Origin of the sequence: Acidovorax sp. JHL-3 (assembly GCF_000526295.1) — a bacterium.
GTDB lineage: Bacteria > Pseudomonadota > Gammaproteobacteria > Burkholderiales > Burkholderiaceae_C > Acidovorax > Acidovorax defluvii.
Map to the genome: position 1 here is coordinate 2,303,587 of NZ_JAFU01000001.1, position 22,910 is coordinate 2,326,496.

Genomic DNA, 22,910 nt, shown 5'->3' on the forward strand with positions numbered 1-22,910 from the left:
GGCCGTCGCGTCTTTTGGCGGTGCCTTATGGCTTGCGCGCCACCAGCCCCAGCAACGCCGACTGGCCACAGTGCTGGGTTCCCTCGTTCAGCACCGCTTCATAGTCGCGAAGCTCGATGATCTGCAGGCCCGCGAAGGCGGACCGGATCATCTCTGGCGTGTAAAGGTGCGACAGGATGGGTGGCCCGCCGGTCTTGTATTCCAGTTGCCTGGGGGTGTAGCCCTGCAACACCAGCACCCCGCCGGGCTTGAGTGCAGCCACCATATTGGCGAACAGGCGTTCGCGCATGGCGGGGTCGGCAAACTGCACAAAGATGGCCGCCACGGCGTCATAAGTGGCAGTGGGCCAGGGCCACTGGTCGCAATCGGCCACGCTGTAGTTCACCGCAACCTGGGCATTTGCCGCCAGTTGCCTGGCCTTGGCTACGCCCACGTCCGAGATGTCAAAGGCATCCACCTGCAGGCCCTGGCGTGCCAGCCAGACGCTGTTGCGCCCGTCACCATCGGCCACGCACAGCACGCGGCCACCGGGTGCGAGGTGGTGGGCCTGCGCGCGCAGGTAGTCGTTGGGTTCCTGGCCAAAAAGATGGTTCTCGGCGGCATAGCGCTGGTTCCAGGTGGCTGCGGGGTTGGTGAAGGGCGTTGCGGTCATGGTGGGTGCCTTGTGCAATAGCGGGTGCTGTGGGCATTGAACGGACAAGCCGGGCGCCTGCCGTTGTTGTTGCCGGGGGTGATGGGGCAATGGTGCCACAGGCTTTTATCTGGTTGGTTGGTAAAAATAATGATAAAAATGGCCTTTAGCCCTTGTCTATAAAGCGCTATAAGCTATTAAAATAATAGCAATATTCTGCGCTGCTGATGACGAATCCGCCGTTCCCGTGCGTGGTGGGAGCGGCCTGCGGTGCGCATCACAATGGCGGTGTTGACGACCCTGGAAGAAATCCATGAGCCTGCCCACGGCAGAATCACCCGCCACAGAGGCCAACGCCCGAACCCGCCGCGCCAAACTGCACCCGGATGTGCTCAAGCTCGGCCTGGTGAGTTTTCTCACCGACCTGAGCTCCGAGATGATCTTCTCGGTGTTTGCGGTTTTCTTCACCACGGTGGCCGGCGCATCCACCGCGCTGCTGGGGCTGATCGAGGGGATGGCGGATTTTTCGGCCTCGTCGCTCAATTACCTGGCGGGCTGGCTGTCGGACCGCAGCGGCCGGCGCAAGTGGTTTGCCACGGCAGGTTATGCATTTTCGACACTGGCCAAGCTGATCTTGCTGGTGTCGTCGTCCATCGTGGGGTTGTCGATCTTTCGCGTTGTCGAGCGGCTGGGCAAGGGCTTTCGCGGCCCGCCGCGCGATGCCTGGCTGTCGTCGATTGCCGCCAAAGAATCGCGGGGCTACGCCTTTGGGGTGCACAAGGCGCTGGACAAATCGGGCGCCGTGCTGGGCCCGCTGGTGGCTTATGCGCTGCTCAAATCGCTGGGTGAATCGGCCAGCACTTACAGCCTGCTGTTTCTGGTGGCCTTTGTGCCGGCAGTGGTGGCCGTGGTGGTGCTCACGCGCATCCCCGACCAGCGCGGTCAGCCCCATGCGCGCGAGAGCGTGCGCCAGAATTGGCAGCAGCTCAGCACGCCGTTCAAGCGGTTTTTGCTGCCGGCGGGGGTGTTTGCATTGGCGTATTTCAGCCTCGGTTTTGTTTTGCTCAAGGCCCACGACGTGGGCTTTGGCATGACCGACATCGTGCTGCTGTATGCACTGTTCAACGTGGTTTGCGTGGTGGCAGCACCGCTGGTGGGACGGCTGGGCGACAGGGTAGGGCGCAGCCGCATCGTGGTGCTGGGCTATGCGCTGTATGCGGCCCTTAACCTGTGGCTGGTGGCGGCCGACAGCCGCTGGGAAATGGTGGGCATCTTTTGCCTGTATGGCGTGTTCTATGCCATCGAAGAGTCGCAAAGCAAGGCCTTCATCGCCGACCTGGAGCCCGAGCGCCGGGCCACGGCCGTGGGCGTTTATAACTTTGTCACGGGCAGCTTGTATTTGCCCGCATCGCTGATGGCCGGCGCGCTGTGGGCGGTGGCGCCGGGCCTGGCTTTTGGGCTGGGTGCCGCGTTGTCGGTGGCGGCCATGGTGGTGTTCATGGCGGTGAAACCTGCCGCCGTGCTGTCACGCTGACAGCCCGTTTGCGGTTTTTTGGTAACAGGTCTGCGGCAACAACTTACATTGGAGCCATGGACAAACAACACACATTTCACCGCGGCGACCTGGTGCGCATTGCCATTGACGCCATGAAGGAGCGCGGCCTGGAGCCCGAGTTTCCGCCGCGCGCCCTGCAGCAGCTGCAGACCATCGATGCCGCCGGGCAGGACGACGACCCGCGCATTCGCGACCTCACGGCGCTGCCCTGGTGCTCGATCGACAACGACGATTCGCTCGACCTCGATCAGTTGACGGCATGCGGTGCCATGGGCAACGGTGCGGTGAAGATCTTTGTGGCGGTGGCCGATGTGGACGCCCTGGTCAAGAAAAACTCGGCCATCGACCAGCACGCGCACACCAACACCACGTCGGTTTACACCTCGGCGCGGGTGTTTTCAATGCTGCCCGAGCGCCTGTCCACCGACCTCACCTCGCTGAATCCGGGCGAGGATCGGCTGGCCATCGTGACCGAAATGGTGGTGGATGCCGAAGGCGTTGTCACCCATTCCACGGTGCACCGTGCCCGCGTGCGCAACCACGCCAAGCTGGCCTACGACGCGGTGGCCGCGTGGATCGAAGGCGAAGGGGACCTGCCCGAGGCCGCCCGCGCTGTGCCCGGCATGGACGAGCAGTTGCGCACCCAGGACGCGGTGGCCCAGCGCATGCGTGCGCGCCGGCGCGCCGCCGGCTCGCTGGACCTGGAGACCTTTCAGCCGCGCGCCGTGTTCGACGGCGACCGTGTGGTGGACATCCGCCAGCAGGAGCAAAACCGCGCGCGCCAGCTGATTGAAGAATTCATGATTGCCACCAACACCTGCACGGCGCAGTTTCTGGCGCAGCATGGCGGCAGCGCCTTGCGGCGGGTGGTGCGCTCGCCCGAACGCTGGCTGCGTATCGTGGAAGTGGCCAGCAAATACGGCGAGGCACTGCCCAAAGAGCCCGATTCGCGTGCGCTGGAGGGCTTTCTGGCGCGCCAGCGCAAGGCCGATCCGCTGCGCTTTCCCGACCTGTCGCTGGTCATCATCAAGCTGATGGGCTCGGGCGAATATGTGGTGGAGCATGCCCGGGGCGAGCCCATCGGCCACTTTGGCCTAGCCGTGCGCGACTACACGCATTCCACCGCGCCCAACCGCCGTTACCCTGATCTCGTCAGCCTGCGCATGGTCAAGGCCCTGCTGTCGGGCGAGCGTGCGCCCTATGGCATGGCCGAGCTGGCCACTCTGGCCGAGCATTGCACCCACCAGGAAGACGCGGCGCAAAAGGTGGAGCGCAGCGTGCGCAAGTCCGAGGCGGCGCTGTTCATGCAGGGGCTGATCGGCAAGCAGTTTGACGCCATCGTCACCGGTCGCACCGAAAGCGCCACCTGGGTGCGCATCTTCACGCCGCCGGCCGAGGGCCTGCTGGTGTCGGGTGATTTCAACCTGGACGTAGGGGCGAAGATCCGGGTGAAACTGGTCAGCACCAATGTGGAGCGCGGTTTCATCGATTTCGAGCAGTCGCACTGATACGGTTTTGCCTTCAAGCGGCTACCGTCGTTGGGTCGCCTTGCCGTGCGACAGCACTGTCTTCGGCTCCTCGCCTTGTGATCCGGTTGAATGCAAACCCGTATGATTTCTCCGCCAGCCCGGCTCGCGCCGCCGTCAATCTCACCCGGCAGGAGGTTTCACCATGGCCAAGCGATCGTTTCCTCTGTCCAAGGTTTACGGGCTGCTCGAACCGGGTCCGGCGCTGCTGCTGAGCACGGCGCACAAGGGCCGCATCAACGCCATGGCGATGTCGTGGCACACCATGATGGAGTTCGAGCCACCGCTGGTGGGCTGCGTGGTCAGCAGCCGCGATTTCAGCTTCACGGCGCTCAAAGCCACGCGCGAATGCGTGTTGAACATCCCCACCCTGGAGTTGGCGCAAAAAGTGGTCGACTGCGGCAACAGCTCGGGCCGCAGCGTGGACAAGTTCACGGCGTTTGGCCTGACGCCAGCGCCCGCTTCGGTGGTGGGCGCGCCGCTGATTGCCGAGTGCCATGCCAACCTGGAGTGCAAGGTGGTCGATACGCGGTTTGTCAACCGCTACAACTTCTTTGTGCTGGAGGTCGTCAAGGCCTGGACCGATCCGGAGTGCAAGGACCCGCGCACGCTGCACCACCGGGGCTGGGGCGCGTTCATGGTGGCGGGCGACACGATTCGCCTGCCGTCAAAGATGAAGTGACTGGCGCCGGGCGCTTGGACAACTTGGCCAGCCCGGTGCATTCAGCGGTCTTGCAAAGCCGCACGCCTGCACAAGTCCATCGTGTTCCGGCCAGAATCTGCCCATGACGAATTGCCTGCACCGCCCCCTGCGTTATGTGTTGTCGTTGCTGTGGCCGACTGTCCTGGGTGCCTGTGCACTGGCGGCCATGCCGGCCGTGGCTGCTTCTGGGGCCACCGCCAATGTGGACAGCGCCATGGGGCCGCGCGTGCTGGCCTGCACCGCCTGCCACGGCAAGGAAGGCCGCGCCACGCAAGAGGGATTTTTCCCGCGCCTCGCGGGCAAGCCGGCGGGTTACCTGTTCAACCAGCTGGTCAATTTTCGGGAGGGGCGGCGCAGTTACCCGCAGATGGGCTACCTCATCGAGCACCTCACAGACGACTATCTGCGCGAAATTGCCACCCACTTTGCCGGGCTGCAGGTGCCCTATGCGCCACCACCGGCTGCGCAGGCGGCGCCGCAGGTGCTGGAGCGGGGGCGTTTGCTCGTGCAGCAGGGCGATGCAGCGCGCCAGTTGCCCGCCTGCGTGCAATGCCACGGTCAGTCGATGACGGGTTTGAACCCGTCGATTCCAGGCCTGCTGGGTCTGCCGCGCGACTACCTCAATAGCCAGCTCGGCGCCTGGAAGACGGGTCAGCGCCGCGCGCAGGCACCCGATTGCATGGCCGATATTGCGCGCCAGCTTTCACCCGAGGAGGTGAGTGCGGTATCGGCCTGGCTGGCGGCCCAACCGGTGCCCGGGACCGGCAAGCCGGCTGACCGGCTGGCCGGCGCCATGCCTGTGCGCTGTGGCGGCGTCGAGGGTGTGCCGGTTGTGGATGCGGCAACGCGTTAAGGGAGTTGGCATGAAACGCATCCTCTGGACCCTTTTCTTCACCGTGGCCTTGTTGGCCCTGGGCACTGCCGTGGTGGCGGCACTCAACCTGCGCGGCGAGGAGGCCCTGCCGGCCGATTCGCTGCCCATGTCGCAGGCCCTGCCCGCCGCGCCCGAACTGGTGACGCGCGGCGAATACCTGGCCCGCGCGGGCAACTGCATGGCCTGCCACACCGTGCAGGGCGGCGCGCCCTATGCGGGCGGGCGCGGCATCGATACGCCGTTTGGCGTTATCCACTCCTCCAACCTCACACCCGACAAGGCGACAGGCATTGGCAACTGGACGGCTGCAGAGTTCTGGCGTGCGCTGCACAACGGCCGCTCGAAGAACGGGCGCCTGCTGTACCCGGCGTTTCCCTACCCCAACTACACGCAGGTGACTCGCGAGGATTCGGACGCCATCTACGCCTATCTGCAAAGCCTGCCCGCCGTGGCGCAGGCCAACCGGCCGCATGCGCTGCGCTTTCCCTACAACACGCAGGCGGCACTGGGGGTGTGGCGGGCGCTGTTTTTTGCGCCTGGCGCACCACCGGCCGAGCCCAACCAGTCGGAGCAATGGAACCGGGGCGCCTATCTGGTGAACGGCCTGGGCCATTGCGCCGCCTGCCACACGCCACGCAACGCGCTGGGCGCCAGCAGCCATTCGCAGGCCTTCAGTGGGGGGCTGATTCCCATGCAGAACTGGTATGCCCCGGCCCTCAATGCCGCCGCCGAGGCAGGCGTGGCACAGTGGCCGGTAGAGGACGTCGTGGCCTTGCTGAAAACCGGTGTGGCGCCCCAGGGCTCGGTGACCGGGCCCATGGCCGAGGTGGTTTTTCGAAGCACGCAGTACCTGAGCGATGCCGACGCCCAGGCGATAGCCGTGTATCTGCGCGCGCTGCCGCAGCAGGCCATCACCACCACGGAAGTGGGGAAGCCCTCGGCCACCACACTGGAGCGTGGCGCCAAGGTGTATGAGCAACACTGCGCGCAATGCCATGGCGACAGCGGCGAGGGCAAGCCCGGCGCGTTCCCGGCCCTGGCGGGCAACCGTGCCGTGGTGCTGCAAGACCCCACCAATCTGGTGCGTGTGGTGCTGCAGGGCGGCTACCTGCCAGCCACGGCGGGCAACCCGCGCCCGCACGGCATGCCGCCCTTCATGCAGGTGCTGGGCGACGACGATGTGGCGGCCGTCAGCACCTTTGTGCGCAACGCCTGGGGCAACCACGCACCCGCAGTGGGTACCATCGGCGTTTACCGTGCCCGGGAGCGGCGCGGGTCTTGAAGGAGAGCCCCCCGATGCACAGCCCGGCCACGTTGCCCGATTCACCCCTTGTGGCCCCTGGCAGCGGCTGGTGGGCGGTGTGCCTGTGCGCCAACTGGTGCGGCACCTGTCGCGACTATCGGCCGCTGTTTGACGAGCTGGCCAGGGCGCACCCCCAGATGCGCTTTGTGTGGGTGGACATTGAAGACGATGCAGGCCTGGCCGGTGACCTGGATGTGGAAACTTTTCCCACCTTGCTGATTGCCGATGGCACGACGGCGCGCTTTCTGGGGCCGCTGCTGCCGCAGGCGCCCGTGCTGGCGAGGCTGCTGGCCAGCCTGCAGGCCGCCCCGCACGGTGGTGGGGCGGGCGGTGAAGCGCAGGCAGTGTTTGAGCGGGTGCGCGCGGCGCGCAGTGCGTAGCTGCCGCATTGCAGCCTTGGCCGACCTGCAGGGGCACTTCAATGCCGGGTTGCGGGCAGAGGATGCTCTGGATGCTGCGTTGCCATCGGGTTGAGTTGCTCCTTTTTTAATAGCTTCTAGCGCTTACCAGTAAAGCGCTAGAGGCATATTTTGTTAATATTTTCCCTATGTCACGCTTTCCCTGGTTTCACATCAATTCGTTGCAGGCCCAATGTGACAAGGGGGCCTGGTCGCGTGGCATGGATCTTTTCCGCAGGGCGGGCGTGGTGCGCACCGACATCGAAGCCGAGGGCAATGGTTGCTGGCACATCGAAGGCGAGGTGCAAGGCAGTCTGCCCGAGCCCTATGAGGTGTCGGTAGAGCTGGTCGTTGCGCTCAATGGGCAGCTCACGCTATGGTCGGGTGACTGCAGCTGCCCCGTGGGCGGGGATTGCAAGCACGCAGTGGCACTGACCCTGCAGGCTGCGCACCAGAACCCGGCCCAAGCGCACAACACCGCGCAAGAGCCCATGCCTGCCCCAGCCGCTCATGCCCTGAAGGCGCTGCACGAGCGCAGGGAGGCTGTGGCACGCGCCGAGGCCGACGCGCGGCTGGTGCACTGGCTGCAGGACTGGGACCGCGCTGCAGGTCTGTCGGCCCCGCCGGTTGTGGCGGCGTCAGGCTCCAGACCCAACCGGCCCGAGCAATACCTGTACCTGGTCTCCACCGTCGGGCTGCCGCGCGCCAGTGCGCAGCAAATGCAGCTGGAGGCCGTGGTGTCTTACCCCAAGGTGACTGGCGGCTGGGCCAAACCCAAACAGATTCGCACCCAGCCCGGCCCGGGGCAGGCCGTGTTTGACCGCGCGAGTGATGCCGATCGCCAGGTTTTGCAGCTGCTGCGCGCCATGCCGCGAGGCATGGGCTATTACTCGGCCTACAGCGCCGGGCCGGTGGCGGTGCTGGAAGGCGCGGTGGGGGTGATGGCGCTGCAGCAGGCAGCCAGCACCGGCAGCCTGTTTGCGGATGCGGGAGGCTCCACGGTGGGGGCTGCGCTGCGCTGGGGTGACCCCCTTCCCATCCACTGGACATGGAGCGAGGCCCCGCCAGCCGCCGGTGGCGAAAGCACCTGGGCCTTGCGCGCCAGCCTGCCCGGTACATCGGCCACGCTGTGCAGCAACAGCCCGCCGCTGTATCTGGATGCCGTCAACGGCGTCTGTGGCACGGTCGAGGCCGATGGCCTCAGTGCTGCGCAGCTGGCCCTGTTGCTCAAGGCGCCCGCGTTGAGCGCCACGGCGCTGCAAAGGCACCAGGCCGAGGTTGCCAGTCGTTTGGGCGGCGTGCTGCCGTTGCCGCCGGTGCTGGGTGCGCTCACGCGGGTGCAGGGTGTCCAGCCCGTGGCTCGCCTGCACCTTGCGCCCGTTCCGGCGCAAGACGTGCCGAACCTGGGCCTCATCACCGCGCAACTGCGGTTTGACTACCAGGGCCATGTGGGCTGGTGGATTGGGCAGGAACTCAGCGTGCTGGTGACAGTGGCCGACGGCGATCAGGTGCTGTTGCAGCGCGATGCGCAAGCCGAGCTGGGGGCCATCGAGCGCCTGATGGAACTGGGCCTGCTGGCCACCGACGACGGGCTGTTCGGCATTCCCGGTGAGCGCTCGCAGAACCACTGGATGCACTGGGCCGACAACGGTTTTGGGGTGTTGCGCGAGGCAGGTTTTGAAATCACCCTCGATGCCTCGCTGGGTGGCTGGATTACCCACGCCGACGCGCTGGCCGTGGCGCTGCAGCCCGAGGGAGATGACGAAGCCACGTCCCCGTGGTTTGCACTGTCGCTGGGCATAGAGATCAATGGCGTGCGCCACAACATCCTGCCCTGGCTGCCCGACCTGATTGCCGCCGCCGCAGCACAGCCGCAGGATCCCCAAACCGGGCTGCCCCGCTTGCCCTCGCATGTCTATCTGCCTTCGCAGACGGGCCCCGGTTTTCTGCGCCTGCCCACCGATGCCCTTCGGCCGTGGATGGCTGCCCTGCTCGATCTGGTGGGCGACCGCACCCACGACTTCAATGGCGACAGCCTGAAGCTTTCGCGCATGGAGGCCGTGCGCACCAGCGCCGCGCTAGGGGATGGCGCGGTGTGGGAAGGCGCAGCCGCTTTGCGCGCCATGGTGGCCCAGTTGCACGGCGCCAGCGCGCTGCCCGAGGTGCCGCTGCCCGCCACTGTCAAGGCGACCCTGCGGCCCTATCAGCAGCAGGGCCTGAACTGGTTGCAGTTTCTGAGCGCCCATGGTTTGGCCGGTGTGTTGGCCGACGACATGGGCCTGGGCAAGACGCTGCAGACCCTGGCGCATATCCAGGTCGAAAAAGACGCGGGCCGCCTCACGCACCCCGCGCTCGTCATTGCGCCCGTGAGCCTGATGGGCAACTGGCAGCGCGAGGCCGCGCGGTTTTGCCCGGGCCTGCGCAGCCTGGTGCTGCACGGTGCGGGCCGCCATGAGGTAGCCGACTCGGTGGCCGAGCACGATCTGGTCATCGCTCCGTATTCACTGCTGCAACGCGATCGCGAGCGCTGGCTGGCGCACGAATGGCACCTGGTGGTGCTCGACGAGGCGCAAAACATCAAGAACGCCAGCACACACGCCGCGCAGGTGGTGGGCCAGCTGCAGGCGCGCCACCGGCTGTGCCTGTCGGGCACGCCCATGGAAAACCACTTGGGCGAGATCTGGAGCCTGTTTCACTTTTTGATGCCGGGCTTTCTGGGCAGCCAGCAGCGTTTCAAGGAGATGTTTCGCACCCCCATTGAGAAACTGGGCGACAGCGCGCGCATGGTGCAGTTGCGCACGCGCATCACGCCGTTCATGCTTCGGCGTACCAAGGCGCTGGTTGCCAGCGAGTTGCCGCCCAAGGTCGAAACCGTGATGCCGGTGGAAATGACCGGCGCGCAGGCGGATCTGTACGAAACCATTCGCCTGGGCATGGAAAAAACCGTGCGCGAAGCCCTGCAGTCCAAGGGGCTGTCCAAATCGCAGATCACCATCCTCGATGCGCTGCTCAAGTTGCGCCAGGTGTGCTGCCACCCGCAGCTGGTGCCGCTTGATGCCGCCAAAAAGATCAACGCTTCGGCCAAGCTGGATCAGCTCATGACCTTGCTGCCCGAGATGTTGGCCGAGGGGCGGCGCATTTTGCTGTTCTCGCAGTTCACCAGCATGCTCACCCTGATCGAGGCTGAGCTGAAGAAGCGCAAGTTGCCCTGGGTCAAGCTCACGGGGCAAAGCCAGCGGCGCGACGCGATCATCGAGCAGTTCACGAGTGGGCAGGTGCCGTTGTTCTTGATCAGCCTCAAGGCCGGCGGGGTGGGGCTGAATCTGCCCCAGGCCGACACAGTCATCCACTACGACCCGTGGTGGAACCCCGCCGTGGAGGCCCAGGCCACCGACCGCGCCCACCGGATCGGCCAGACCCAGAGCGTGTGGGTGATCAAGCTGGTGGCGCAGGGCACGATTGAAGAGCGCATTCTGGCGCTGCAGGAGCGCAAAGCCCAGTTGGCCAGCAGCCTGTATGACGCCAACGCGGGGCGCAAGGAACCGTTGTTTACCGAAAGTGATCTGGCCGAGTTGTTGAAACCGCTATCACTGTCGTAGCAGCGAATCAAGAATGTGCTTGCACTACAGGCAGTTTTGATAAAAAAATTCTGATGCAGCGCATGGGCTTGGCTCCGCATGCGGCATGGGCGGTTGTTTTGTACCCAAAGGGGCGTTCAGGCAACAGCAGGGGCACAATTCGTCTTTGCAAATCAATGCTTTACGCGCTATAATGTGAATCTCACGACCAAACGGGCGGGTACCAACCGCCCGTTTTTTTTGGTCGAATGCTTTTGGAGCTCGAAGCTGTCGGGGAAGAGTCTCCGGGGGTTATCGGGTTTTTTGTTTTTTCGGGATTGAACGGAACACGTGGCATTACAGCAAGTCGTTGAACAAATTGTGACCGGTCTCGGTTACGACCTGGTGGAGATCGAACGGTCTCCGGGTGGCCTGCTGCGCGTCACCATCGACTTGCCATGGGTGCAGCCTGCCGTCGATGCGCCCGAGCCCGCGGTTGATCGGTTTGTCACCGTGGAAGACTGTGAAAAAGTCACCCGCCAGCTGCAGTTTGCGCTGGAAGTGGATGGGGTTGAATACAAGCGTCTGGAAGTCTCGTCGCCGGGCATTGATCGCCCCTTGCGCCACGAGCAGGACTTTGTCCGTTTTGAAGGTTCGGTTGTTGATCTCACGCTGAAAGCGCCTATCGGCGCTGCGGCGGTGGGTCAGGTCAACGCCACCCGCAAGAAATTTCGTGGCACGCTGGAGCGGGCCGAATCGGGTGGATGGCAGATCGTCTGGAGCGATGAGCCCGCAGGCAAGCCTGGTCAGAAAATAAGCAAGAAACGCGTACCAGCCCCCTTGCAGGCGCTGGGGTTTACGCTTGATGAGCTAAGGGACGCCCGGTTGGCGCCCATTGTGGATTTCAAGGGGCGGGGGGCGAAGGCTGGTCAAGTGCCAGACTGAGTCACTGGATGGTTTGGAGTGGGTTGGTGCTGTTGGCAGCTGCCGCCTGCGGGTGATAGAAACAGGAGAGTCGTCGCATGAATCGCGAATTGTTGATGTTGGTTGAGGCCATTTCGCGCGAGAAGAACGTTGAGCGCGATGTGGTCTTGGGCGCCGTGGAGTCGGCCTTGGCCCAGGCTACCAAAAAGCTGTACCAGGGCGAGGTGGACATCCGCGTGTCCGTCGATCGCGACAGCGGCAACTATGAGACTTTCCGTCGCTGGCTGGTAGTGCCTGACGAAGCAGGTCTGCAGAACCCCGAAGCCGAAGAGCTGCTGATGGACGCCAAGGAGCGCATCGCGGACATCGAAGTCGGGGAATACATCGAAGAGAGCGTTGAATCGGTCCCTATCGGCCGTATCGGCGCCATGGCTGCCAAGCAGGTCATCCTGCAGAAGATCCGTGACGCCGAGCGCGAAATGCTGCTCAACGACTTCATGTCGCGCGGCGAACGCATCTTTACCGGCACCGTCAAGCGCATGGACAAGGGCGACATCATTGTCGAATCCGGTCGCGTGGAAGGCCGCCTGCGCCGCAGCGAGATGATCCCCAAGGAAAACCTTCGCAGCGGCGACCGCGTTCGCGCCATGATCATGGAAGTGGACCTGACGCTGCGCGGCGCACCCATCATCCTGTCGCGTTCGGCCCCTGAGTTCATGATCGAGCTGTTTCGCCAGGAAGTGCCCGAGATCGAACAAGGTCTGCTGGAGATCAAGAGCTGCGCCCGTGACCCTGGGTCGCGCGCCAAGATTGCCGTGCTGAGCCACGACAAGCGCGTGGATCCGATCGGTACCTGCGTCGGTGTGCGCGGCACCCGTGTGAACGGGGTCACCAATGAACTCGCTGGCGAGCGCGTGGACATCGTGCTGTGGTCCGAAGACCCGGCGCAGTTCGTTATTGGTGCGCTGGCCCCGGCCAACGTGTCGTCCATCGTGGTGGACGAGGAAAAGCACGCCATGGACGTGGTGGTGGATGAGGAAAACCTCGCTATCGCCATTGGTCGCGGCGGCCAGAATGTGCGCCTGGCGTCCGACCTGACCGGCTGGAAGATCAACATCATGGACGCCGCCGAATCGGCCCAGAAACAGGCCAACGAGTCTGATACGGCCCGTCGACTGTTCATGGAAAAGCTGGATGTGGACGAGGAAATCGCCGACATCCTGATCGCTGAAGGTTTCAACAGCCTGGAAGAAGTGGCCTATGTGCCGCTGCAGGAAATGCTGGAAATCGAAAGCTTCGATGAAGATACCGTGAACGAGCTGCGTGCCCGCGCCAAGGATGTGCTGCTCACCATGGAAATCGCCCGCGAGGAAAGCGTTGGAGAAGTTTCGCAAGATCTGCGCGACCTCGAAGGCCTCACACCCGAACTGATTGCCAAGCTGGCAGAAAACGGTGTGCATACGCGTGACGACCTGGCCGATCTGGCCATTGATGAACTGACCGACCTGACCGGACAGTCCGCAGAAGATGCCAAAGCCCTGATCATGAAGGCGCGCGAACACTGGTTCGCAGGGCAAGAGTAAGGTCAGGGAGGCACGAACCAAATATGTCCAGTAATACTGTCGCCGAGTTTGCAACCGAACTCAAAAAATCGCCTGAAACCCTGCTCGACCAGCTCAAAGCTGCGGGCGTGTCCAAGGCTGCCACGTCCGATGCCCTCACCGAGTCGGACAAGCAAAAGCTGCTGGCCTACCTGCAGGCCAGCCACGGTACGGCTTCGGCCGATCGCAAGAAGATCACGCTGGTGAAGAAGTCCACCAGCGAAATCAAGCAAGCCGATGCCACGGGCAAGGCGCGCACCATCCAGGTGGAAGTGCGCAAGAAGCGCACCTTTATCCAGCGCGATGAAGGCGTTGAGGCTGCTGCCGAATCCAGAGAACCCGTGGTGGAAGAAGCCTCTGTTTCCAGCGAGGACATCGAACTGGCCCGCCGCGAGGAAGAAGCCCGCCGCCAGGCAGAGCTGATTCGCCGCCAGGAGACCGAGCTGGCCGAAAAACGGGCCGAGCGCGAAGCCCGCGAGCAGCGCGATCGTGAAGCCGAAGAGCGCGCCGCCGCCTATGCCGCCCAAGAGGCCAGCAAGAAGGCACAAGCCTCGGCCGTGAAGGAAGAAGCTACGCGTGAACAGGCTGCTGAAGCCGTCGCGCGCAATGCCGCACAGGTGGAAGCCCGCGAAAAGGCCGCAGCCGAATCCAAGGCCCGCTCTGATGAAGATGCAGCCCGAGCTGCTGACCTCGACGCACGTCGCCGCAAGGCCGAAGCCGAGGCGGCAGCCATCCGCTCGATGATGGCCACGCCCAAGAAGGCGGTCATGGTGGCCAAGAAGCCCGAAGAACCCAAGCCGGTGGCCAAGCCTGCGGCTGGGGCCGACGCCAAAAAGGGCACGCTGCACAAGCCCGCAGTCGGAACCGGCGTGGCCGCGCGTCCGGGTGCGCCTGCAGCGCCTGGTGCCGCCGCTGGCAAGGAGGTCAAGTCGGCCAAGCTGTCCTCCAGCTGGGCTGGTGACACGGCCAAGAAAAAAGAAATCAAGACCCGCGGCGACAGCAGCGGTGGTGTCGGTCGCAACAGCTGGCGTGGTGGCCCGCGTGGCCGCCGTGGCGACAACCGCGATCACCGTGACGATCACCACCAGCAGTCCGCTCCGGTGGAGGCGCGCATCCTTGAAGTGCACGTGCCTGAAACCATCACGGTGGCTGAGCTGGCGCACAAGATGTCCATCAAGGCATCTGAGGTCATCAAGGCGCTGATGAAGATGGGCCAGATGGTCACCATGAACCAGCCGCTGGATCAGGACACTGCCATGATCATCGTGGAAGAACTGGGTCATAAGGCAGTCGTGGCTGCACTGGACGATCCGGAAGCCTTCACCGATGAGGATTCAGCGCAGCAAGACGTAGTGCTTGTGCCTCGCGCTCCGGTCGTGACCGTGATGGGTCACGTCGATCACGGCAAGACCTCGCTGCTGGACTACATCCGTCGTGCCAAGGTGGCTTCGGGCGAAGCCGGTGGCATTACGCAGCACATTGGTGCTTACCACGTCGAGACGCCGCGCGGCATGATCTCGTTCCTCGACACCCCTGGTCACGAGGCCTTCACGGCCATGCGTGCCCGTGGTGCCCAGGCTACTGACATCGTGATTCTGGTGGTGGCTGCCGATGACGGTGTGATGCCACAGACCAAGGAAGCCATCAAGCACGCCAAGGCGGCCGGTGTTCCTATCGTCGTGGCCATCACCAAGGCGGACAAGCCGGACGCCAACTTTGAGCGCGTCAAGCAGGAACTGGTGGTCGAACAGGTGGTGCCCGAGGAATACGGTGGCGATTCGCCTTTCGTGCCCGTGTCTTCCAAGACCGGCATGGGCATCGACACGTTGCTTGAGCAGGTGCTGCTGCAAGCCGAAGTGCTGGAACTCAAGGCGCCCGTCGATTCTCTGGCCAAGGGGCTGGTGATCGAAGCCAAGCTGGACAAGGGCCGTGGCCCTGTGGCGACCGTGCTGGTGCAGTCCGGTACGCTGAAGGTGGGCGACGTGGTGCTTGCTGGCCAGACCTATGGCCGCGTGCGCGCCATGCTGGATGAAAGCGGCAAGACCGCCAAGACGGCAGGACCGTCGATTCCAGTCGAAATTCAAGGCCTGACCGAAGTGCCCCAGGCGGGTGACGACTTCATGGTGCTGACCGATGAGCGCCGTGCGCGCGAAGTCGCGACCTACCGTGCCGGCAAGTTCCGCAATACCAAGCTGGCGCGTCAGCAAGCGGCCAAGCTGGAGAACATGTTTGCCGACATGACGGCGGGCGAAGTGAAGATGTTGCCCATCATCGTCAAGGCCGACGTGCAGGGCTCGCAGGAAGCGCTGGCGCAGTCGCTGCTCAAGCTCTCGACCGACGAGGTCAAGGTGCAACTGGTCTACGCCGCAGTGGGCGCCATCAGCGAGTCGGACATCAACCTGGCGATTGCCTCCAAGGCCATCGTGATTGGCTTCAATGTGCGCGCCGATGCCGGTGCACGCAAGCTGGCCGAAGGCAACGGTGTCGATCTGCACTACTACAGCATCATTTATGACGCCGTGGACGAGTTGCGCGTGGCCATGTCGGGCATGCTGGCTCCGGAGCAGCGCGAGGAAATCATTGGCACGGCCGAAATCCGGACCGTGTTCGTGGCAACCAAGATCGGCACGATTGCCGGTTCTTACATCACCTCCGGTATGGTTCACCGCAACGCCAGGTTCCGCCTGCTGCGCGACAACGTGGTGGTCTACACGGGCGAAGTCGATTCGATCAAGCGCCTCAAGGACGATGTCAAGGAAGTCAAGGAAGGTTTTGAGTGCGGTATCAAGCTCAAGAACTACAACGACATCAAGGAAGGTGATCACCTCGAATTCTTTGATATCAAGGAAATCGCGCGGACGCTGTAACCATGGCTGCCAAGAAGTCTTCCACCCCCAATCGCGCCTTCAAGGTGGCCGATCAGATTCAGCGCGATCTGACGGAACTGATCGCGCGCGAGTTGAAAGACCCGCGCGTGGGCATGGTGACGCTGCAGGGTGTGGAGGTAACTCCCGACTACGCGCACGCCAAGGTGTTTTTCAGCCTGCTCATTGGCGATCCGGTGGAAACGCAGGCGGCGCTCAACCAGGCTGCGGGGTTTCTGCGCAACGGCCTGTTCAAGCGCTTGCACATTCACACGGTGCCTACGCTGCATTTTGTGTTTGACCGCACCTCCGAGCGTGCGGCCGACATGAACGCCCTGATCGCCAAGGCTGTTTCCTCGCGCGCCAAAGAAGACTAGCCATGAACGCGCCACGCACCAGGGTGCAGCGGCGCCCTGTGCATGGGGTGTTGCTGCTCGACAAACCGCTCGGCCTTTCGAGCAATGACGCCTTGCAGAAGGCGAAGTGGCTTTTGCGCGCCGAAAAAGCGGGCCATACCGGCACGCTCGATCCGCTGGCCACTGGCGTGCTGCCCCTATGTTTTGGGGCTGCCACGAAGTTCAGTCAGCTGCAGCTCGATGCTGCCAAAACCTATGAAGCCATTGCAGTCCTGGGCACGACCACAACCACCGGCGATGCCGAGGGTGATGTGGTGCAGCGCTGCGATGTGGACCCGGCCCAGCTCACCCCTGAGCGCTTGGCGGCCGTGCAATTGCAGTTCTCCGGCCCCATCCGCCAGGTGCCTCCCATGCACAGCGCGCTCAAGAAGGACGGCAAGGCGCTGTACGAGTACGCTCGCGCGGGGGTCACTGTAGAGCGTGATGCGCGGGATGTAGTCATTCATGCATTGAAGCTGACTCTAGACCATACGGATAAAGCGCAGGTAGCTATAAAAATAATAGTTACTTGCAGCAAAGGCACCTACATCCGTACCCTGGGTGAAGACATCGGCGCTGCACTGGGCTGCGGGGCACACCTGACGTTCTTGCGCCGCATCGACACAGGTGGACTTGGTGTAGAGCGCTGCGTCACTCTGGCGCAGCTCGAAGCCATGCCCGAGGCCGAACGCCTTGCCAGCCTGCAAGCGCCCGAATCGTTGCTGGCGCAACACACGCGTGTCACGCTGGACAGCGACAATACCGCTCGATTCCTTTCGGGGTTGCGGCGCAGGGGGCACTGGCCCGATGCCGAGGCCGTGGCGGTTTTCAGCGAGGCACCTGTGGCCTTGCTGGGCGTTGGCCATATCAAGGACGGTGAACTGGTGCCCGACAGGCTGCTGAGTCCGCTGGAAATTCAACAAATTTTGGAAGGCACGCCGCACCTACAAGCCAGCGGCACATTGGAAAAACTATGACTAAACAAATCCGCAACATCGCCATCATTGCCCACGTTGACCATGGCAAAACCACCATGGTCGACCAGTTGCTGCGCCAGTCCGGCACTTTTGCCGACCACGAAAAGGTGGTTGACACCGTGATGGACAACAACGCGATTGAAAAAGAGCGTGGCATCACGATTCTGGCCAAGAACTGCGCCGTAAGCTGGGAAGGCACCCACATCAACATCGTGGACACCCCCGGCCACGCGGACTTCGGCGGTGAAGTGGAACGTGCGCTGTCCATGGTGGACGGTGTGGTGCTGCTGATCGATGCGCAGGAAGGCCCCATGCCCCAGACGCGTTTCGTGACCAAGAAGGCGCTGGCCCTCGGCCTCAAGCCCATCGTGGTGGTGAACAAGGTGGACAAGCCCGGCGCCAACCCCGACAAGGTGGTGAATGCCGCCTTTGACCTGTTCGACAAGCTGGGCGCCACCGATGAGCAGCTCGACTTCCCCGTGGTGTATGCCTCGGGTATCAACGGCTGGTCTTCGCTGGAAGAGGGCGCTCCGGGTGAGCAGTGGGGCCCCGACATGTCGGCCCTTTTCAACACGGTGCTCAAGCATGTGCCCGCACAGAAGGGTGATCCCGCTGCACCGCTGCAGCTGCAGATATCCGCACTCGACTTCTCCACTTTTGTGGGCCGCATTGGCGTGGGTCGCATCAGCCAGGGCACCATCAAGCCCATGATGGACGTGCTGGTCATGGAGGGCCCCGATGGCAAGAGCATCAAGGGCCGTGTCAACCAGGTGCTGACATTCCAGGGGTTGGACCGTGTGCAGGCTACCGAAGCTGGCCCGGGCGAAATTGTGCTGATCAACGGCATTGCTGACGTCGGCATCGGCGTGACCATCACCGACCCGCTGAACCCCGCACCGCTGCCCATGCTCAAGGTGGACGAGCCCACTCTGACCATGAACTTCTGCGTGAACACCAGCCCGCTGGCGGGTCGCGAAGGCAAGTATGTGACCAGCCGCCAGATCTGGGACCGTCTGCAAAAGGAGCTGCAACACAACGTGGCCCTGCGCGTGAAGGAAACCGACGAAGAAGGCATTTTCGAAGTGATGGGCCGGGGCGAACTGCACCTGACCATCCTGCTGGAAAACATGCGCCGTGAAGGCTATGAACTGGCGGTTTCCAAGCCACGCGTGGTGTTCCGGGAAATCAATGGCGAGAAGTGTGAGCCTATCGAGCTGGTGACTGCTGACATCGAGGAAGCCCACCAGGGCGGCGTGATGCAGGCACTGGGTGAGCGCAAGGGCGAGCTGGTCAACATGGAGCCGGACGGTCGTGGCCGTGTGCGCCTGGAATACCGCATTCCAGCGCGGGGCCTGATCGGTTTCACCAACGAGTTCCTGAACCTGACCCGTGGCTCTGGTCTCATTGCCAACATTTTCGATAGCTACGAGCCGCACAAGGGTGAAATTGGCGGCCGCAAGAACGGCGTGCTGATCTCGATGGACGACGGTGAAATCTTTACCTACGCCCTGGGCAAGCTCGATGACCGTGGCCGCATGTTCGTGAAGGCGAACGACCCCGTGTATGAAGGCATGATTGTGGGCATCCACAGCCGTGACAACGACCTGGTGGTGAATGCCACGCGCACCAAGCAGCTGACCAACTTCCGCGTGTCCGGCAAGGAAGATGCGATCAAGATCACGCCGCCCATCGATGCCACGCTGGAATACGCCGTGGAGTTCATTGAGGACGACGAGTTGGTCGAGATCACGCCCAAGTCCATCCGCATCCGTAAGCGCCACCTCAAGGAAAGCGATCGCAAGCGTGCTGGTCGCTGATCCCGGCTCCAGGGGCTTTTGAACCGCTCCTGGCTGCGTCCATCAGGGCCACTGCAGTGCAGTGGCCCTTTTGCCGTCTGAAGCGATTTTTGTCGACTCCCTCCCATGAAACTCACGCATTCCCGCGCCGTCGCATTGATGCTGGTCGTTACGTTGCTGTGGTCCATTGCCGGGGTGGTGACGCGCCATCTTGAGCATGCGCGCAGCTTTGAAGTGACCTTCTGGCGCAGCTTTTTCACCGTCGCTTCGCTGCTGGTGATGCTGCCTGTCTTTCAGGGCCGTGGCGTGTTTTCGGCCATGCGCCGCGGTGGTAGCGCCCTCTGGCTCTCTGGCTTGTGCTGGAGCGTGATGTTTACCACCTTCATGCTGGCCATGATGCTCATGCCGGTGGCCAATGTGCTGGTCACCATGGCGGCTGGTCCATTGCTTACGGCCCTCTTTGCGCGCATCTTCATCGGACACCGGGTTGCCCCGCGTACATGGATTGCCATTGGAATTGCCGGCGCGGGCATGGCGTGGATGTATGGCTCCCAGATGGCTGGCTTGCCGCTGGCGGGCACGCTGGTGGCCCTGTGCATTCCGGTGGCCGCTGCCGCAAACTGGACCGTGGTGCAATCCTCGCAGCAGCACGGCCATGCGGTGGATCTGGTGCCGGCTGTCCTGGTGGGTGCCGTGCTATCAGCGCTGGCCACCTTGCCATTGGCGTTGCCGCTGCAGGCGACGGGCCACGATATCCTGCTGCTGGCGTTGCTGGGACTGTTTCAGCTGGCCATTCCGTGCGTTCTGGCGGTACGCTGCGGGCGTGTGCTCAAGGCCCCAGAAATGGCTTTGCTGGGTCTGCTGGAGGTTATCTTTGGCATTTTGCTCGCATGGGGTGGCGCGGGCGAGCGCCCGGGCCCGGCCGTGTTGACTGGTGGCCTGCTGGTGATTGGTGCGTTGGTACTTAACGAATTTTTAGGTTGGAAGGAACAAAAATGACGGAGATGAAAGTGCAAGTGCCGGGCGAGGTGCCGAGCGAAGTGCTCAGCGAGGTGCGAGGTCAGGTGGGTTTCATTACCTTGAATCGCCCCAGGGCGCTCAATGCGCTGTCTCTGGGCATGGTGCGGGACCTCATGGGCATCCTGCTCGCCTGGAAAGACGATGCACGGGTGCTGGCCGTGGCGATTCGTGGCAGCAACAAGGAAGGTCCGTTCGGGGCCTTTTGCGCGGGCGGTGACATCCGCTTTCTGCACCAGGCAGGCAGCCAGGGCAATCCGCTGCTCGAAGACTTCTTCACCGAGGAATACGCGCTCAATCACCTGATCCACAACTACGGCAAGCCCTACATCGCGTTCATGGACGGCATCGTCATGGGTGGCGGCATGGGCATCAGCCAGGGCGCGGCCCTGCGCGTGGTGACCGAGCGCACCAAGATGGCTATGCCCGAGACGGCGATCGGCCTGTTCCCTGACGTGGGTGGTGGCTACTTTCTGAGCCGCTGCCCTGGCCGTGTCGGTGAGTGGCTGGCTTTGACGGGCGACACCATCGGTGCTGGCGATGCGGTAGCGTTTGGTCTGGCCGATGGCTGCCTGCCCGTGGAGCAGCAGGCCATGGTGTGGGAGAACCTGGGATCGGGGCACTTTGCCGATGGCGCAGCGGTGAAGGACTATGTTGCTTCTAAATTAATAGCTGTTAGCGCAAGTGCATCAAGCGCTAGAGGCACTATTGATCAATATTTCTCGTTGACCTCCGTGCGCGAGATCGTGGGCCAGCTCGAAGCGGCCGATACCGACTGGGCCCGTGCCACGGCTGCCACGCTGCGCAAGCGCTCGCCGCTGATGCTGCATGTGGTGCTGGAGCAGGTGCGCCGCGCCCGCAGCATGGGCCTGGCCGACGATTTGCGCATGGAGCGCGACATGGTGCGTCACTGCTTTTTTTTGCGCGCCGGCCAGAGCGAGACGGTGGAAGGCATCCGTGCCCTCGCCGTGGACAAGGACCATGCGCCAAAGTGGAACCCCGCGCGCATTGAAGACGTGACACCCGAGATGGTGGCACCGTTCTTCGTCAGCCCCTGGCCGGCGCACGCGCACCCGCTGGCCCATTTGTGTTGATCAAAGGCCCCACCAGCGCTTCCAGCACGTCAGCGCGCAATGCAGGGTCGAAGACGATGGTTACCCTCTGTGCCCTTCAAGGGCAGTGCGACATCTGAAAAGAGTGCTTCCCCTGCCGGTGGCGCTTGACCAGGGCGCTGTTCACACACCCAAGCCGCCGTGCAGGTGCCGCCCCGCTGCACGGGTGGCGTCCCTCTTCCCGCAAAGCGCAGCTTTGCAATAGAAGGGGAGCGGCGCGCAGCTCCACATGGGGATGCTCACCGGTTGCGGCTTTTCATCGCCCGCTCGACCTCGCGCTTGCCTTCACGGTCCTTGATGGTGTCGCGTTTGTCATGCTCGGCCTTGCCCTTGGCTAGCGCTATCTCGCATTTCACATAGCCGTTCTTCCAGTGCAGGTTCAGCGGCACCAGGGTGTAGCCTTTTTGCTCCACCTTGACGATCAGGTGTTTGATGTCGTCCTTTTTGAGCAGCAGTTTCTTGGTCCGCGCTGCCTCGGGGTTGACGTGGGTGGACGCGGTTTTGAGGGGGTTGATCAGGCAACCGAGCAGATACAGTTCACCCTCGCGGATGAGCACATACCCATCGGTCAGCTGGACTTTGCCCTCGCGCAGCGCTTTGACTTCCCAGCCATACAGCACCATGCCGGCCTCGTGGCGCTCTTCGAAGAAGTAGTTGAAGGCCGCCTTCTTGTTGTCGGCAATGCGGGACGTGGGATCGGGTTTTTTGGCCATGAGATGTAGATGCGGCGCAAACCGGGAGATAAAAGGCCTCCCTACAATGGTTGGGTCTCGCAAGAGTGATTCTAATTTCCTCTGGGTGCCCTGGCCGATTCAATGTGCCAGTCGTGCCAAAGCTGCGTCTGCATGAAAACCGTCCACAAATCCGTCCTCATCTGGTACACCCCCGAAGAAATGTTTGCCCTCGTGACGGGGGTTGAGCAATATCCCGAGTTTCTGCCCTGGTGCGACCGATCGGCCGTGTTGGAGCGCAACGATGCCGGCATGACCGCCGAGGTGGGCATCTCGATTGCGGGATTGCGGCAGACGTTCGTCACCCGCAACATCCATGAGGCGGGTCGGCGGGTGCAGATGCACCTGGTCAAGGGGCCGTTTTCACAGCTGGAGGGGGATTGGCATTTTCACCCCGTTGCAGATGGCAGCCAGCGCGCCTGCAAGGTCGAACTGTTGCTGAACTACGGGTTTGACAGCGCGGCGCTGGCGGCTTTGGTTGGCCCTGTTTTTGACCGCATTGCCGCCAGCATGGTGGACGCGTTTGTTAAGCGCGCGGAGCAGGTCTATGGTTGACGGCGGGCAGCTGCTTCACATCACAGTGGTGATCTGTGTGCGGCCGGGCGGCACTGCAGAGTACACGTTGCAACTGCCTGAAGGGGCCACGGTGGCCGATGCCTTGACGGCCTGCGACGCTGGGTTGCAGCCGCCTGAAGATGGAAAGGGTGACGCTGTAGGCGTATGGGGGCGCCAGGTGGCTATGAATAGCAGCCTTGCGCAGGGAGACCGGGTTGAGGTGTATCGGGCCCTGAAAGTCGACCCCAAGGTGGCCCGCCGCGAACGCTTTGCGCGCCAAGGCGCTCGCACCACCGGCCTGTTTGCCCGGCAGCGCCCCGGCGGTAAATCGGGCTACTGAAGGGCGCTCCAGCCGGATGGCGGAGGGGGCGACGCAAGCGCCGTTACCCCA

General features: G+C 63.2%; 19 protein-coding genes. 17 read left to right on the forward strand and 2 right to left on the reverse strand.

Annotation, left to right across the window (positions count from 1 at the left end):
* Positions 1-25: 25 nt before the first annotated feature.
* The gene (locus K226_RS0110865; RefSeq protein WP_035241708.1) at positions 26-652 is read right to left on the reverse strand and encodes a class I SAM-dependent methyltransferase; all 627 of its coding nucleotides are present in this window, start codon (positions 650-652) and stop codon (positions 26-28) included.
* A gap of 292 nt (positions 653-944) precedes the next feature.
* On the opposite strand from K226_RS0110865, the gene K226_RS0110870 reads away from it, so the two are divergent.
* The 15 genes from K226_RS0110870 to K226_RS0110940 all read left to right on the forward strand — a co-directional run bounded on the left by K226_RS0110870 (position 945) and on the right by K226_RS0110940 (position 21,215).
* Positions 945-2,165, forward strand: coding sequence for an MFS transporter (locus tag K226_RS0110870; RefSeq protein WP_024814831.1), 1,221 nt, complete (start codon positions 945-947; stop codon positions 2,163-2,165).
* A 56-nt stretch (positions 2,166-2,221) separates the two neighbouring features.
* Positions 2,222-3,694, forward strand: a complete 1,473-nt coding sequence (locus K226_RS0110875) for an RNB domain-containing ribonuclease (RefSeq protein WP_024814832.1) — start codon at positions 2,222-2,224, stop codon at positions 3,692-3,694.
* Positions 3,695-3,857: 163 nt separating this feature from the next.
* Positions 3,858-4,394 carry a flavin reductase family protein gene (locus tag K226_RS0110880; protein ID WP_024814833.1) on the forward strand — a complete coding sequence of 179 codons (537 nt, stop codon included), beginning with the start codon at positions 3,858-3,860 and terminating at the stop codon, positions 4,392-4,394.
* A 103-nt stretch (positions 4,395-4,497) separates the two neighbouring features.
* Positions 4,498-5,268, forward strand: coding sequence for a c-type cytochrome (locus K226_RS18900; RefSeq protein WP_024814834.1), 771 nt, complete (start codon positions 4,498-4,500; stop codon positions 5,266-5,268).
* 10 nt (positions 5,269-5,278) lie between these two features.
* Positions 5,279-6,571, forward strand: coding sequence for a cytochrome c (locus tag K226_RS0110890; protein WP_024814835.1), 1,293 nt, complete (start codon positions 5,279-5,281; stop codon positions 6,569-6,571).
* A gap of 14 nt (positions 6,572-6,585) precedes the next feature.
* Positions 6,586-6,972: a thioredoxin family protein gene (locus K226_RS0110895; RefSeq protein WP_024814836.1), complete on the forward strand. Its 387-nt coding sequence runs from the start codon at positions 6,586-6,588 to the stop codon at positions 6,970-6,972.
* A gap of 167 nt (positions 6,973-7,139) precedes the next feature.
* Positions 7,140-10,589, forward strand: coding sequence for a DEAD/DEAH box helicase (locus K226_RS0110900; RefSeq protein WP_035241006.1), 3,450 nt, complete (start codon positions 7,140-7,142; stop codon positions 10,587-10,589).
* A 309-nt stretch (positions 10,590-10,898) separates the two neighbouring features.
* Entirely contained in the window at positions 10,899-11,492 is a 594-nt protein-coding gene (rimP, locus tag K226_RS0110905) for a ribosome maturation factor RimP (RefSeq protein ID WP_024814838.1), read from the forward strand.
* Positions 11,493-11,569: 77 nt separating this feature from the next.
* Positions 11,570-13,054 (forward strand): transcription termination factor NusA, encoded by a 1,485-nt coding sequence (nusA, locus tag K226_RS0110910; protein ID WP_024814839.1) that lies wholly within the window; start codon positions 11,570-11,572, stop codon positions 13,052-13,054.
* Positions 13,055-13,077: 23 nt separating this feature from the next.
* Positions 13,078-15,939: a translation initiation factor IF-2 gene (infB, locus tag K226_RS0110915; RefSeq protein WP_024814840.1), complete on the forward strand. Its 2,862-nt coding sequence runs from the start codon at positions 13,078-13,080 to the stop codon at positions 15,937-15,939.
* 2 nt (positions 15,940-15,941) lie between these two features.
* Positions 15,942-16,313: a 30S ribosome-binding factor RbfA gene (gene rbfA / locus K226_RS0110920; protein ID WP_024814841.1), complete on the forward strand. Its 372-nt coding sequence runs from the start codon at positions 15,942-15,944 to the stop codon at positions 16,311-16,313.
* 2 nt (positions 16,314-16,315) lie between these two features.
* Positions 16,316-17,308: a tRNA pseudouridine(55) synthase TruB gene (gene truB / locus K226_RS0110925; protein ID WP_024814842.1), complete on the forward strand. Its 993-nt coding sequence runs from the start codon at positions 16,316-16,318 to the stop codon at positions 17,306-17,308.
* Entirely contained in the window at positions 17,305-19,125 is a 1,821-nt protein-coding gene (gene typA, locus K226_RS0110930; protein WP_024814843.1) for a translational GTPase TypA, read from the forward strand. Before truB ends, typA begins: the two co-directional genes overlap by 4 nt.
* Positions 19,126-19,230: 105 nt before the next feature.
* Positions 19,231-20,103: a DMT family transporter gene (locus tag K226_RS0110935; RefSeq protein ID WP_024814844.1), complete on the forward strand. Its 873-nt coding sequence runs from the start codon at positions 19,231-19,233 to the stop codon at positions 20,101-20,103.
* Positions 20,100-21,215: an enoyl-CoA hydratase/isomerase family protein gene (locus K226_RS0110940; RefSeq protein WP_024814845.1), complete on the forward strand. Its 1,116-nt coding sequence runs from the start codon at positions 20,100-20,102 to the stop codon at positions 21,213-21,215. The genes K226_RS0110935 and K226_RS0110940 overlap by 4 nt, the downstream gene beginning before the upstream one ends.
* A 257-nt stretch (positions 21,216-21,472) precedes the next feature.
* On the opposite strand, the gene smpB is transcribed toward K226_RS0110940, so the two are convergent.
* Complete coding sequence (smpB, locus tag K226_RS0110945; RefSeq protein WP_024814846.1) at positions 21,473-21,946, reverse strand: SsrA-binding protein SmpB; 474 nt, start codon at positions 21,944-21,946, stop codon at positions 21,473-21,475.
* Between the two features lie 132 nt (positions 21,947-22,078).
* Here smpB and K226_RS0110950 point away from each other — a divergent pair, with 132 nt between their 5' ends.
* Together K226_RS0110950 and K226_RS0110955 are read left to right on the forward strand one after the other, a co-directional pair.
* Positions 22,079-22,519: a type II toxin-antitoxin system RatA family toxin gene (locus K226_RS0110950; protein ID WP_024814847.1), complete on the forward strand. Its 441-nt coding sequence runs from the start codon at positions 22,079-22,081 to the stop codon at positions 22,517-22,519.
* Entirely contained in the window at positions 22,512-22,859 is a 348-nt protein-coding gene (locus tag K226_RS0110955) for an RnfH family protein (RefSeq protein ID WP_024814848.1), read from the forward strand. Before K226_RS0110950 ends, K226_RS0110955 begins: the two co-directional genes overlap by 8 nt.
* Positions 22,860-22,910 lie beyond the last annotated feature (51 nt).